This window comes from Streptomyces sp. NPDC092296 (assembly GCF_044755465.1).
GTDB lineage: Bacteria > Actinomycetota > Actinomycetes > Streptomycetales > Streptomycetaceae > Peterkaempfera.
The window spans coordinates 73,021-87,046 of record NZ_JBIVRB010000008.1 but is presented as its reverse complement, the minus strand read 5'-3'; the positions used below and the strand labels follow the sequence as shown (position 1 = coordinate 87,046).

Below are 14,026 nucleotides of genomic sequence, written 5' to 3'. Positions count from 1 at the left end.
CTCGGGTGCACCTCGCCGCGGCCGGCGGAGCCACGCGCGACGCCGTCGCCGCCAGCCTGCACTGGGCGGGCGTCGAGCTGGTCGGCAGCTGGTCCGAGGACGCGGTGCTGGTGGCCGCGGCCCGTACGGTCGACGAGGCGCTCGACGGCTGCCCGGCCACCGGCCGCCCCGCCGGGGCGCGGCTGCTGCTGGTCGCGGACACCTTCACCCGAGCCGGGGTCCGCCGTGCGGTCGGCGTCGGAGCGGTCGCGATGATGCAGTCCTCCGAGGCGAGCCCGGACCGGCTGCTCGCCGCCGTCCGCTGCGCCTACCACGGCGAGGGCCGGCTGCCGCAGGGCGTGCTGACCCGGCTGCTCGGCGGGGCGGACGCCGAGCGGCCGACCCACCGCCGGACCGCCGCCTCCCCGCTGACCGCCCGGCAGACGACGGTGCTCTCGCTGGTCGCCGAAGGACACGACAACGCCGCCATCGCCCGCACCCTCGACTGCTCGCAGCACACCGTGAAGAACGTCATCTACGACCTGATGGGCCGGCTCCAGGTCCACAACCGCGCCCACGCCGTGGCGCACGCCGTCCGCGCCGGACTCATCTGACGGTACGTCAGTCAGCGTGGGCGAACAGAGACGTTAGCGCAGTGAATCCGGCGGCCGAGCGCTGCCGCTCCTTCCCTACCCGCCTCCCGGGCCCGACCGGGAAGCTCCCGGTGTGACCCCGCGACCGCCGGGGACGTGCCACGAACCCCTACCCCTGGAGGTGAAGCCGGTGGAGCACGGTGACAGCCGGACGACGTCGTTCTCGCAGCAGCGGCTGTGGTTTCTCGACCAGCTCCGGCCCGGCTCGGCGGACTATCTGCTGCCCCTCGCCCTGCGCATCCACGGCGCCCTCGACGCCGCCGCCCTGACCGAGGCGTTCGCCGCCGTCCTGGACCGGCACCAGGTGCTGCGGACCCGGTACGTCGCCGTCGACGGGGAGCCGGCCGCGCAGGTCGTCCCCGGGGCCGAGGTCCGGTTGCGCCGGGTCGACGCGACCTCGGACGGCGAGGCGGCCGTCCCCGCCCTGGTCGAGCGTGAACTGCGCCGCCCGATCGACCTCGCCACCGCCCCCGCGCTCCGGGCCACCCTGGCCGAGCTGGGCACCGACGACCACCTGCTGATCGTCGTGGTCCACCACATCGCCTTCGACTTCTCCTCCTGGAGCATCCTCACCCGCGACCTCGCCGCGGCCTACCGCGCCCGCACCACCGGGGAGGTCCCCGACCTCCCCGAACTCCCGCTCCAGTACGCCGACTTCGCCGCGCGGCAGCGCGAGCGGCTGGCCGGCGCCCAGCTGGCCAAGGGGACGGCCTACTGGCGCTCCCGACTGGCCGGCCTCGGCCCGCTGGAGCTCCCCACCGACCGCCCCCGCCCGGCGGTGTGGGACGGCGAGGCGGTGACCACCCGGTTCGCGCTGCCCGCCGAGCTGGTCGCTGAAGTGGACCGGATGGCCCGCTCGCACCGGGCGACCCGGTTCATGGTGCTGCTCGCCGCCTTCCACGCCCTGCTGGGCCGGTACAGCGGGCAGCTCGACTTCGCGGTCGGCACCCCGGTCGCCGGCCGGGGCCGGGCCGAGCTGCGCGACCTGATCGGACTCTTCGTCAACACCGTGGCGCTGCGGGCCGACCTCTCCGGCCGACCGGGCTTCACCGAGCTGGTCCGCCGGGTGCGCGCCGCCTCGCTCGCTGACCTCTCGCACGCGGACACCCCGTTCGAGCATGTGGTCACCGAGCTGGCCCCCGAACGGGACCTCGCCCGCAACCCGCTGTTCCAGGTCTCCTTCCTGCTGCTCAACTCCGTGGCCGACGCACCCGCATTCCCGGGCCTGGACGTGGAGGTGGTGCCCACCCCGACCGGCGGCACCCCGCTGGACCTGGTGCTGGACCTGCTGGGCGCCCCCGACGGCGGGATGACCGGCCGCCTGCAGTACGCCGCCGCGCTGTTCGAGCCGGAGACCATGGCACAGTTCGGCGCGGGCTACGTCGAGCTGCTACGCGGCCTGCTCGCCGCGCCCGAGGAGCCGGTGGACGAGGTCGCCGGGCGGCTCGCCGCCCTGCCCGGCCGGGAGCGGAGCCGGCTGCTGGCCCTCGGCGCCGGAGCCGAGCGGGCCGAACCCGGCCTGACCTTCACCGACCTGTTCGAGCAGCAGGTGCGCGCGACCCCGGAGGCGGTCGCGGTCGCCTCCTCCGACGGGGAGCTGGACTACGCCCAGCTGGACGCGCGGGCCAACCGCCTGGCCCACCGGCTGCGGGCACTCGGCGTCGGCCCCGGGGTGCGGGTGGGCGTCCACCTGGAGCGGGGCACCGGGCTGCTGGTCGCACTGCTCGCCGTGCTCAAGGCGGACGGGGTGTACGTTCCGCTCGACCCGATCCACCCCGCCAAGCGGCTCGGCTACCTGCTGGACGACACCGGCGCCCGGGTGGTGGTCACCGAACGGGCACTGGCCGGGAACGTGGCCGAAGCGCCGGTCCGGACCGTCCTGCTCGACCGGGACCGGGCCGAGATCGACGCGCAGCCGGCGGACCGCCCCGCCCGGACGGCCGGTCCGCAGGACCTCGCCTACATGTTCCACACCTCGGGCTCGACCGGCATGCCCAAGGGCGTCCTGATCCCGCACCGGGCGCTGGCCAACTTCCTGCTCTCCATGGCCGATCGGCTGGAGCTGCGGGCGGGGGAGGCGGTCATGGGCCTGACCACGGTCTGCTTCGACCCCTCCATGCTGGAGCTGTGCCTGCCGCTGCTGGGCGGGGCCCGGCTGGTGCTCGCCGACACCGAGCAGGCCCGGGACCCGCAGCGCATGGTCCATCTGATCGGCGCCACCCGGCCGACCGTGCTCCAGGCCACCCCCTCCGTGCTGCGGATGCTGACCGACGTCGGCTGGACCCCGCCGAGCGACCTCACCGTGCTCGCCGGCGGCGAGAAGCTCCACACCGACCTGGTGCGGACCCTCGGCGCCGGCGGGGCCCGGGTCTGGGACCTGTACGGGCCGACCGAGGCCACGATCTGGACCAGCGTCGCCCGCCACGCCGCCGACGGGGAGGTGCTGGACTGGGCCGCCGTCGACAACACCACCGTCCGGGTGCTCGACGCCCGCTTCGAACCCGTCGCCGAGGGCGGTGTGGGCCAGATCTGCATCGGCGGCGCGGGCCTGGCCTGGGGCTACCAGGGGCGTCCCGCGCAGACGGCCGGCGCCTTCCTCCCCGACCCGCACAGCGCCGTCCCCGGCGGAAGGCTCTACGCCAGCGGCGACCTGGGCCGGCTGCGGCCGGACGGCTCGATCGAGATCCTGGGCCGCGTCGACCACCAGGTGAAGATCCGCGGCCACCGGATCGAACCCGGCGAGATCGAGGCCGCCCTGCTCGCGATGGACGGTGTCCGCGCCGTGGTGGTCCATCCGACGCCGGACGGTGCGGGCGGGCAGCAGCTGACCGCCTACCTCGTGCCGCAGGACGGCGCGGAGCCCCCGGCCGAAGCCGAGTTGCGCGCCCTGCTGCTCCAGACGCTGCCCGACTACCTCGTGCCGGCCTCGTTCGTCCCGCTGGCCGAGCTGCCGACCACCGTCAACGGAAAGGTCGACCGCCTCGCCCTGCCGCTGCCCGAACTCCGGCCCGCCCAGCCGTCCGAGGCGCCCGCCCGCTGCACCCCGAGGGAGCGCGCCGTCGCCGACGTCTGGCAGGAGGTGCTGGGCATCACCGGCATCGGTGCCCACGACGACTTCTTCCGGCTCGGCGGCCACTCGCTGCTCGCCACCCGGGTGTCGGTCCGGCTGCGGGCCGCCCTCGGCGTGGACGTCCCGGTGCGGGCCCTCTTCGACCACACCACCGTCGCCGCCCTGACCTCGGCCCTGGACGGCTACCCGAAGCTGACCGGCGACCGCCCGATGCCACGGCTCACCGCCCGGCCCCGGACGAACCGTGAGCCCCAGCCGAACCGCGAGCCCGTCTCCCGCTGATCCGGCAGCACCGTGAACCGAAAGGACTCTCAGATGACCACGTCAGCAGAACCCGACACCGCCGTCTTCGAGAAGCTGGAGTCCGAGGTGCGGATGTACTGCCGCACCTTCCCCGTGGTGTTCGAGCGGGCCAAGGGCGCCGAGCTGCGCACCGAGGAAGGGCGGACCTTCATCGACTTCTTCTGTGGGGCCGGCAGCCTCAACTACGGGCACAACAACGAGTTCATCAAGCGGCGGCTGCTCGACTACCTCGCCGACGACGGCATCATGCACGGCCTCGACCTGTACACCGCGGCCAAGCGGTCCTTCCTCACCTCCTTCAACGAGATCGTCCTCCAGCCGCGCGGCCTGGACTTCAAGATGCAGTTCACCGGCCCGACCGGCACCGACGCGGTGGAGGCCGCCCTCAAGCTCGCCCGCAAGGCGACCGGCCGGTCCGGCCTGATGGCCTTCACCGGCGGCTACCACGGCATGTCGCACGGCTCCCTGGCCGTCACCGGCAGCCGCCGCGCCCGGCGGGCGGGCGGGGTGAGCGGGCAGGACGTGACCTTCGTCCCGTACGAGGACGGTCCGCTCGGCCCGTTCGACTCGATCGGGCTGGTCGAGCGGCTGTTCGCCGACTCCTCCTCGGGGACCGAGCTGCCCGCCGCGGTGATCGTCGAGCCGATGCAGATGGAGGGCGGCGTCTACCCGGCGAGCCGCGAGTGGCTGCGCGCGCTGCGCCAGGTCACCGAGCGGTACGGCGTGCTGCTGATCCTGGACGAGATCCAGTCCGGCTGCGGCCGCACCGGGCGGTTCTTCTGCTTCGAGGACGCCGGGATCATCCCCGACATCGTGACCGTCTCCAAGTCCATCAGCGGCTACGGCCTCCCGCTGTCGCTCACCCTCTTCCGCCGCGAACTCGACGTCTGGGCGCCGGGCGAGCACACCGGCACCTTCCGTGGCAACCAGCTGGCCTTCGTCGCCGCGACCGCCGTCTGCGAGATCTGGCAGCAGCCCGCCTTCCGGACCGGCCTGCGCGAGGCATCCGAGCACCTCGCCCGGTTCCGCGCCGAACTCGGCGCCCTCGACCCCGCGCTCGGTCTGCGCGGCCGGGGCATGGTCCTCGGCATCGACACCGGCCGGGCCGGCGGGCCCGAACGCGCGGCGCGGGTCCAGCGGTACGCCTTCGACCACGGCCTGATCGTCGAGTGCTGCGGCCGCCAGGACGAGGTGCTCAAGGTGATGCCGCCGCTGACCATCGACCCCGCCCTGCTCGACGCGGGCCTCGGCGTGCTCCGGGACGGGCTGCTCGCCGCCTGACCGGCCCCGGCCCCGCCCGCCTCGTCCGCCGGCCCCGCCCCGCCTCGTCCGAAGGAGGACCCCGATGCCCCGCCCGCTGCGACGCCACCTGATCTCCATCGACGACCTGACCGACCGCGACCTGCGCTGGATCGTCCAGCGCGGCGCCCAGTACGCCGCCGGGGAGTGCGAGAACGCCCGCCCGCTGAACGACGCCGTCGTCGGCGTGCTCTTCCGCAAGACCTCGACCCGCACCCGGACCGCCTTCTCCGCCGGCGCGCTGCGCCTCGGCGCCCGGCTGATCACCTACGGGCCGGGCGACCTCCAGGAGAACACCGGCGAGACCGCCGAGGACACCGCCGCCGTGCTCTCCCGGATGCTCGACGTGCTGGTGGCCCGCACCGTCGGCAGTGAGCAGGAACTGCGCGCCTACGCCGACCAGCAGCGGATGGCCGTCGTCAACGCGATGAGCGCCGCCGAGCACCCCACCCAGGCGCTGACCGACCTCACCACGCTGGTGGGCCGGTTCGGGCGGGTCGAGGGGCTGCGGGTGCTGTACGTCGGCGAGGGCAACAACACCGCCTCGGCGCTCGCCCTGGCGCTCTCCCGCTTCCCGGGCACCGAACTGCACCTGCGCACCCCGGCCGGCTACGGCCTGGAACCGTCCTACCTGGAGTCGGCCCGCACCCAGACCAAGGCCTCGGGCGCGCACATCGAGGAACGCCACGACATGGCCGACCTGCCGCAGGTGGACGTCGTCTACACCACCCGCTGGCAGACCACCGGCACGGTCAAGCCGGACCCGGACTGGCGGCGGATCTTCGCGCCGTTCCAGGTCGACTCCGCCGTGCTGGCCGCCAGCCCGGGGGCCGTGTTCATGCACGACCTGCCCGCGCACCGAGGGGAGGAGGTCACCGCCGAGGTGCTGGACGGGCCGGACAGCATCGCGTTCGAGCAGGCCGAGAACAAGTACCACAGCGCGCGCGCCGTCCTGGAGTGGTGCCTGCACGGCATCCCGGCCGGCTGAGCCGGCCCGTCACTGACGCGGCGTCAGGAGGACACATTCCCATGGGAGGTAGCTCAGCAATGTCCGATACCGTACTGCTGCCCGGTGGTGGGTGGCGGCTGTGGACGCACTTCGCGCTCCGCGGGCCCGGCTTCCCCGTCTCCGGGGTGCTCAGGCTGGCCCCGGAGGGCCTGGCCGAGGCCGCGGACAAGTTCACCCCGGAGCAGGCGCTCGCCGGTGCCGACTGGGAGGCCTTCGAGGAGTCCTTCGGCGCGGCCGCCGTACGCACCGCGCAGATCCTCCAGGAGATCGCCGCCTCCGGACCGTTCCGGGCCGCCGTGGCCTGGCAGAACCGCGCGGTGCTGGACTCGGGGATCAAGCCGTTCCTGAACTGGACGCCTTCGGTGGCCGGGCGCACCAGCATGCCGCGCCAGCGCGAGGAGCTGGTGGCGCACTACTGGCAGCGGTTCTGCGTCAAGAACGACACCATCGGCTTCTTCGGCCCGGTCGGCTGGGGCCGGTTCGACACCTCGAAACGCGGGGTGGAGGTCGACCCGGGCTCCGGGCTGGTGGCCGACTCGGAGGTGTACTTCTCCAGCTGGTCCATGGACGCCGTGGCCAAGGTGATCAACGCCGACCCCCGGGTGCGCGCCTGGGTGGCGCCGCAGCGGGTGCCGTTCGTGCGGGTGGTCGACGGAGCGGTCCGCGTTCCGGGCCGGACGCCGCAGGCGGTGCCCTCGGAGACCCGGACCGTCCTCGAACTCAGCGACGGCAGGCGGACGGTGCCCGAGATCGCGGCCGAGGCCGGCCGGGTCGAGGGCAGGGAGCTGTCCGAACAGGAGGTCACGGCCGCCCTGGAGTGGCTGGTCGCCCGCCGCTGGGTGGTGTGGAAGGTCGAGGTCCCGGCCGGCACCTTCCCGGAGCGCGAACTGCGCACCGTCCTGGAGCGGATCGGCGACCCCGAGGTGCGCGAGTCGGCCCTCGCCAAGCTCTCCGTGCTGGAGCAGGGCCGGGACCGGGTCCGCCGGGCCGGCTTCGACGCCGACGAACTCCGCGCCGCCCTGGCCGCGCTGGAGACCGACTTCGCCGCGCTCACCGAGGTCTCCGCCCAGCGGGAGAAGGGCGCCCGCACGGCCCCCAACCGCGCCCTCGTCTACTCCGACTGCCGCCGCTCCGCCACCGCGACCGTCGGAACGGCCGTCGTGGAGCAGTTCACCGCGCTGGAGCTGTGCCTGACCGGCGCCCGCTGGATGACCAACCGCTACGCCGAGGCCATCGGCGGCCGCCTCCGGGAGACGTACCAGCGGCTGCGCGAGCGGCAGGGCACCGTCGACCTCGGCTCCCTCTGGTTCGCCACCCTCCCCTCCCCGCACCCGGAGTCGATCGCCGACATCGACCGCATCCAGGCCGAGCTGCGCGAGCGCTGGGCCAGGATCATCGACGCCCCGGCAGGCGCCCGCCGCGTCCGGCTCACCTCCGCCGCGATCGCCGCCCAGGTCCGTGAAGCCTTCGAGGAGCCCGGTCGGGGCTGGTCGCTGGCCCGGTACATCAGCCCCGACCTCATGATCATCGCGGACGGCCTGGACGCCGTGGAGCGCGGCGAGTTCGAGCTGGTGATCGGTGAACTGCACGTCGCGATGAACACCCTCGGCCAGTCGCTCTTCGTCCACCAGCACCCGGACCGCGAGCAGCTGATCGACGAGACCACCACCGACTTCCCCGGCCCCAGGCTGCTCCCCATGCTGCCCAAGGAGATGCCGCTCAAGTGGTCCGCCCGCAGCAGGCAGTCCCTGATCCGCCCGCAGGACTACCACGTCGCGCTGCTGGACGACACCGCCGACCCGCACCGCCCGCGCACCGTCCGCTGCGGCGACGTCCTGGTGGAGGAGCGCGACGGAGCCCTCGTCGCGGTCCTGCCCGACGGCCCCGTCTTCAACCTGATCGACGTGTACTGCCACGCGCTGACCAACCGGGTGATGGACCGCTTCACCCTCAAGCACGACGGCGAGCACTCGCCCCGGATCACCATCGACTCCACCGTGGTGGCGCGGGAGACCTGGCGGCTCACCGGTGCGGCGCTGGACTTCGCGGACGAGAAGAGCGAAGCCCGCCGGTTCGTCCGGGCCCGCCGCTGGCGCGACGCACAGGAGCTGCCGCGCTATGTCTTCGTGGTCTCGCCGGCCGAGCCCCGGCCGTTCTTCGTCGACTTCGACAGCCCGGTGTACGTGAACATCCTGGCCAAGGCCGCCCGCCGCCTCGCCCGCAAGGACCCGGCGGCGCGGATGACGATCACCGAGATGCTTCCCACCCCCGAACAGGCCTGGCTCACCGACGACCAGGGCGAGACCTACACCAGCGAACTGCGCCTCGTCGCCGCCGACCGGACCGTCGACCGGACCGCCGAGACGGGAGCGGAGGCATGACCAGCCCCACCTTCGCGGACGACCTGCTGGCCCAGGCCGCCCGCGACCCGCACGCCATCGCGATCGTCACCGACGAGGACCAGGTCGGCTACGGGGAGCTGGCCGAGCGGATCGAGCAGCTCGCGCGGCAGCTGCGCGCCGCCGGACTCGGGCCCGAGCAGGTCTGCGCGGTCGCCGTCGAGCGCGGCGTCGACGCGGTGGTGGCCATGGCCGCGGTGGCCCGTGCCGGCGGCGCCTTCCTCACCCTGGACATCGACCTGCCCGCCCCCCGGCTGGCAGCCCTCGCCACCGGCGGCGGAGCACGCTGCCTGCTCACCCGCAGCGCACTCGCGGAACGGCTCGCGCTGCCCGTCGACGGCCCGACGGTGCTGCTCGACCGGCCACCCGAACCGGACGCCACCCCGCTGCCCGACCCCGACCTCCATCCGCACGCCCTCGCCTACGTCAGCCACACCTCCGGCTCGACCGGCACACCCAACCCGGTGCTGATCGAACACCGCGGTCTGTCCTCCTACCTCCGCTCGGTCGTCCGCGACAACGGGCTCGGCCCCGACACCATCGCCCTCCAACTCGCCCCGCTCGGCTACGACGCCTCCATCCGCGACACCTTCGCACCGCTGGCCGCCGGCGGACGGCTCGTCCTGGTGCGGCGCGCCCGGCTGATGCGCGCCGACGCCCTCACCCAGGTCCTCGACGAGTACGGCGTCGACACCATCCTGAGCACCACGCCCTCCTTCCTCACCTTCCTGGCCCAGCACCCCGACGCCGCCGAACGGCTGCGCGGCATCCGCCTGCTGGCGTGCAGCGGGGAGTCCCTGCGGCCCTTCCTCGCCGCCGGCGGCCGGAGCCTGCTGACCGGTCGGCTGGTCAACCAGTACGGGCCCACCGAATGCACCATGACCACCACCCGCTACGAGGTGCCCGCCGACCCCGGCACCTCCGCCGACCCGGTCGGCACACCGATCGAGGGCACCACCGTCCACCTGCTCGACCAGCGGCTGCACCCGGTGCCCGAGGGCTCCGTCGGCGAGATCCACATCGGCGGCCTGGGCGTCGCGCGCGGCTACGGCGGCCGGCCCGGCCGGACGGCCGACCGCTTCCTGCCCGACCCGTACGGCGCACCGGGTGCCCGGATGTACCGCACCGGCGACCTCGCCCGGCGGTGGCCCGACGGCACCGTGGAGTACCTCGGCCGGGCCGACCGCCAGATCAAGATCCGCGGCTACCGGGTCGATCCGGCGGAGATCGAGGGCGCACTGCTCGGCCACCCCCGGATCACCGGCGCGGCGGTCATCGCCGAGACCGACGACCGGGGAAGGGTCTGGCTGAGCGCCCACGTCACCGGCCCGCTGGACGGTGTCGGTGACGCCGCCCTCCGCGCCCACCTGGCCACCACCCTGCCCCCGTACATGATGCCGAGGCGGTTCACCCGGATCGAGCGGCTGCCCGTCACCCACAGCGGCAAGGCCGACCGCGCCGCGCTGCTGCGCCGCGCCCGGCCCGTCGCGGAGCCCGCGTCATGACGGCCGCCGGCGTCCGGCTCGGCCCGGCGGACGTGCTCAGCGCGGCCGAGCGGATCGCGCCCCATGTGCGGCGGACCCCGCTGCTCCGCTCCGCCGCCCTGCCCGGCCTGCTGTTCAAGGCCGAACACCTCCAGCGCAGCGGCTCGTTCAAGCTGCGCGGCGCCGCCAACGCGATGCTCGCCCTGGGAGCCCGGGAGATCGTCACCGGCTCGTCCGGGAACCACGGCATCGCGGTGGCCGCGCTCAGCCGCACCCTCGGCGTGCGGGTCACCGTGGTGATGGCCGCCGGAGCCAGCGAGGCCAAGGAGCACGCCATCCGCCGGCTGGGCGGCCAGGTCGTCCGGGTGCCCGGCGGTGTCGCCGAACGCGAGCGGTGCGCCCAGGAGCTGGCGGTCCGGACCGGCGCGGAGTTCATCCCCTCCTCGGACCATGAGCTGGTCGTCGCCGGACAGGGCACGGTCGGCCTGGAGATCCTCCAGGACGCTCCGGAGACCGACACGATCTATGTCCCGGCCGGCGGCGGCGGTCTGCTCGCGGGCGTGTGCCTCGCGGCGGCCCGACTGCCCGGCCCGGTACGGATCGTCGGCGTCGAGCCGGACCGCGTCCCCCGCTACGCCCGCTCGATCGCCGCCGGGCGCCCCGTCGAGCTGCCGCCGTGCGACACCGTCGCGGACGGGCTGCGCGGCCAGCGCCCCGGCGAGGTGACCTTCCCGATCGTCCGGCGGAGGGTGGACGCACTGATCGCCGTCTCGGACGAGGCGGTCGTCCGCGCCATGGAGCTGCTGCGCCGCGCCGGGATCGAGGCGGAGCCGAGCGGCAGCGTCGCCCTCGCCGGAGCCCTCCAGACCGAAGCCACCGGCACCGCCGCCGTCATCGTCTCCGGCGGCAACACCACGGCGGCGCTGGCCGCCCACTAGGGCCGCTCTTGCGGAGCACAGCGGATCAGCGCCCGGCGCGGTCCGACGGAGCGGGCCCCGGGTCGTCCATCACTCACCATCGAAGGGAAACGACATGATCACCATCGACGCCGCCGAACTCACCGAGCGCGTCGCCGGTTTCTACCGGGAGACGCTCGGCGACGACGGTCTCGACGCCGAGAGCGACTTCTTCGAGGCGGGCGGCGACTCGCTCTCCGCCTTCCAGATCATCGACCGGCTACAGGAGCTGGTCGGCGTCGAACTCGCCGTCGCGCTGGTCTTCACCTACCCGTCCCCGTCGGAGCTCGCGGCGGTCATCATCGATGACCTGGCCGCCGAAGCCGCCGCGCTGGCCTAGGAGCGGAGTGCCATGAGCGACAACTCCCTACCTCTGAGCCCGCGTTGGCGGCTGTGGGACCAGATCGCCGTGCGCGGCCCCGGCTTCCCGGCGGCCGGCGTGCTCCGGCTGGCACCGGAGGGCCTGGCGGCGGCCGCCGACAAGTTCGGCCCCCGGGACGCGCTCTCGGGAGCGCAGTGGAAGGAATTCGAGGGGGTGTTCGAGGAGGCGGCCGTCCGCACCTCCGAGGCCGCCCAGGAGATCGCGGCGTCCGGGCGGTTCCGGGCCGCGGTGGCCTGGCAGAACCGGGGCCTCCTCGACTCGGCGGTCCGGCCGTTCCTCAACTGGAGCCCCGCCACCGAGGGGCGCACCTACAAAGCGCGCCAGCGTGAGGAGCTGATGGCGCACTACTGGCAGCGGTTCTGCGTCAAGAACGACACCATCGGCTTCTTCGGCCCGGTCGGCTGGGGCCGGCTGGACCCCTCGGTGCCCGGGGTGGAGATCACCCCGGGCACCGGCCTGGTGTCCGCCTCCGAGGTGTTCTTCTCCAGCTGGTCGATCGACGTGCTGGCCAAGGTGGTCGAGGCCGACCCCCGGGTGCGCGAGTGGATCCCACCGCGCCGGGTGCCCTTCGTCCGCGTCGAGGCCGAGGCGGTGCGGCTGCCGGGCCGCCCGGTCCGAGCGGCCGCGCCGGCGCTGCTGCACGTCCTGCGGCTGTGCGACGGTACGCGTTCCGCCCGCGCCATCCAGCAGGAGGTCGGGCCGCAGACCGATGTGACCGCGACCCTGCGGGAGCTGGTACGGCTGCGGTGGGTCACCTGGCGGCTCGACGTCCCCGCCGACACCCGCCCCGAGCGGCGGCTGCGCGAGTGGCTGGAGCGGATCGGTGACGATGCCGTACGCGAGCAGGCGCTCGAACGGCTGGACGCCCTGGAGCGCGGCCGGGACGCCGTCCGCGCGGCGGCGGACGATCCGGAGCGGCTGGTGGCCGCGCTGGCGGACCTGGAGGCGGCGTTCGAGGCGCTGACCGACGAGGCGGCGAAGCGGGAGAAGAGCGCCACCACCGCGCCCTGCCGGTCCGTGGTCTACTCCGACTGCCGGCGCTCCGCGCAGGCCCGGATCGGTGGCACGGTGCTGGCCGCCCTGGAGCCGCTGGACCTGTTGCTGACCAGCGCGAAGTGGCTGACCTCGGAGCTGGCCGCCGGGGTGATGCGCCGGGCCCGGGAGGTCTACGACCGGCTGCGGGCGGCGGCGGCAGCGGGGGACCGGGTGGACCTCGCCACCTTCTGGTTCGCCTGCATGCCCGTGCTGCACGGCTCCGCGGTGGCCGAGGTGGAGGGCATCCAGGAGGAGTTCCAGCGGCGCTGGCGGGAGATCCTGCGCCTGCCGGAGGGGGCGACCCGGGTCCGGCTCGACCGGGCCCTGCTCGAGGACCGGGTGGCCGAGGCCTTCGGCGCCGAGCGGGCCGGCTGGACGGCGGCCCGCTACATCTGCCCCGATCTGATGATCGCCGCCGAGGGCCCGGAGGCCGTGGCACGCGGCGAGTTCACGCTGGTGCTCGGCGAACTGCACCTCGCCGCCAACACCCTGGGCAACTCGCTCTTCGTCAGCCAGCACCCGGCTCCGGAGCAGCTCTTCGCCCGGACCGACGACGACCACCCCGGGCCCCGGCTGATGCCGCTGCTGCCCAAGGAGCACAAGTCCCGGCTCTCCACCCGGATCAGGCACTCGCTGGTCCGGCCGCAGGACTACCACGTCGCCCTGCTGGACAACACCGCCGACCCGCACCGCCCGCGCACCGCGCTCAGCGCCGACGCCACGGTGGAGGAGCGGTCGGGCCGGCTGGTGGTGGTGCTGCCCGACGGAGCGGTGTTCGATGCGGTCGAGGTCTTCTCGCATGTGCTGACCACCTTGGTGATGGACCGCTTCCTGATCGCCCCGCCGGGCGACCACACCCCGAGGGTGACGCTCGACCGCCTGGTGGTGGCGCGGGAGACCTGGCGGTTCACCGGTGCGGCGCTGGACTTCGCGGACGAGAAGAGCGAGGCCCGCCGGTTCGTCCGGGCCCGCCGCTGGCGGGACACGCAGGAGCTGCCGCGCTATGTCTTCGTGGTCTCGCCGGCCGAGCCCCGGCCGTTCTTCGTCGACTTCGACAGCCCGGTGTATGTGAACATCCTGGCCAAGGCCGTCCGGCGCCTCGTCCGCAAGGACCCGGCGGCGCGGATGACGATCACCGAGATGCTTCCCACCCCCGAGCAGTCCTGGCTCACCGACGACCAGGGCGAGACCTACACCTCGGAGCTGCGGATCGTCGCCGTCACCGACTGACCGCAAGGCTGCGGGCACCGCTCAGGGAGTCGACTCCCTGGGCGGTGCTTTCGTGCGCGCGGCCCGCCCGCCGGCCAGCTCATCCGGCAGCGGGCCCGTTCCCGCCCCGACAGCGAGTCCCGACAGCGAGTCCCGGTAACGAGTCCCGGCAGCGACCTGGCCCGAGCCGGAGGAGCTGCACACACCGCACCGCCGAACGGGCCGGGTCCCGACCAGCAGGACCCGGC

At 74.2% G+C, this 14,026-nt stretch carries 9 protein-coding genes; all 9 read left to right on the top strand.

Going from position 1 to position 14,026, the window contains the following annotated elements:
• Positions 1–5 precede the first annotated feature (5 nt).
• The 9 genes from ACIQGZ_RS19370 to ACIQGZ_RS19330 all read left to right on the top strand — a co-directional run bounded on the left by ACIQGZ_RS19370 (position 6) and on the right by ACIQGZ_RS19330 (position 13,799).
• A complete protein-coding gene (locus ACIQGZ_RS19370; protein ID WP_402603236.1) occupies positions 6–593 on the top strand; it encodes a LuxR C-terminal-related transcriptional regulator in 588 nt (195 codons plus the stop codon).
• A 169-nt stretch (positions 594–762) separates the two neighbouring features.
• Entirely contained in the window at positions 763–3,984 is a 3,222-nt protein-coding gene (locus tag ACIQGZ_RS19365; RefSeq protein WP_402603234.1) for an amino acid adenylation domain-containing protein, read from the top strand.
• A 33-nt stretch (positions 3,985–4,017) separates the two neighbouring features.
• Complete coding sequence (gene ectB, locus ACIQGZ_RS19360; protein ID WP_402603233.1) at positions 4,018–5,286, top strand: diaminobutyrate--2-oxoglutarate transaminase; 1,269 nt, start codon at positions 4,018–4,020, stop codon at positions 5,284–5,286.
• A gap of 64 nt (positions 5,287–5,350) precedes the next feature.
• Positions 5,351–6,292 carry an ornithine carbamoyltransferase gene (locus ACIQGZ_RS19355; RefSeq protein WP_402603231.1) on the top strand — a complete coding sequence of 314 codons (942 nt, stop codon included), beginning with the start codon at positions 5,351–5,353 and terminating at the stop codon, positions 6,290–6,292.
• Positions 6,293–6,351: 59 nt separating this feature from the next.
• Entirely contained in the window at positions 6,352–8,694 is a 2,343-nt protein-coding gene (locus ACIQGZ_RS19350) for a lantibiotic dehydratase (RefSeq protein WP_402603229.1), read from the top strand.
• On the top strand, positions 8,691–10,217 hold the full coding sequence (locus tag ACIQGZ_RS19345) for an amino acid adenylation domain-containing protein (protein WP_402603228.1): 1,527 nt from the start codon (positions 8,691–8,693) through the stop codon (positions 10,215–10,217). The genes ACIQGZ_RS19350 and ACIQGZ_RS19345 overlap by 4 nt, the downstream gene beginning before the upstream one ends.
• The gene (locus tag ACIQGZ_RS19340) at positions 10,214–11,134 is read left to right on the top strand and encodes a threonine/serine dehydratase (protein ID WP_402603227.1); all 921 of its coding nucleotides are present in this window, start codon (positions 10,214–10,216) and stop codon (positions 11,132–11,134) included. Before ACIQGZ_RS19345 ends, ACIQGZ_RS19340 begins: the two co-directional genes overlap by 4 nt.
• 94 nt (positions 11,135–11,228) lie before the next feature.
• The gene (locus ACIQGZ_RS19335) at positions 11,229–11,492 is read left to right on the top strand and encodes a phosphopantetheine-binding protein (protein ID WP_402603225.1); all 264 of its coding nucleotides are present in this window, start codon (positions 11,229–11,231) and stop codon (positions 11,490–11,492) included.
• A 12-nt stretch (positions 11,493–11,504) separates the two neighbouring features.
• Entirely contained in the window at positions 11,505–13,799 is a 2,295-nt protein-coding gene (locus ACIQGZ_RS19330; protein ID WP_402603223.1) for a lantibiotic dehydratase, read from the top strand.
• Positions 13,800–14,026 lie beyond the last annotated feature (227 nt).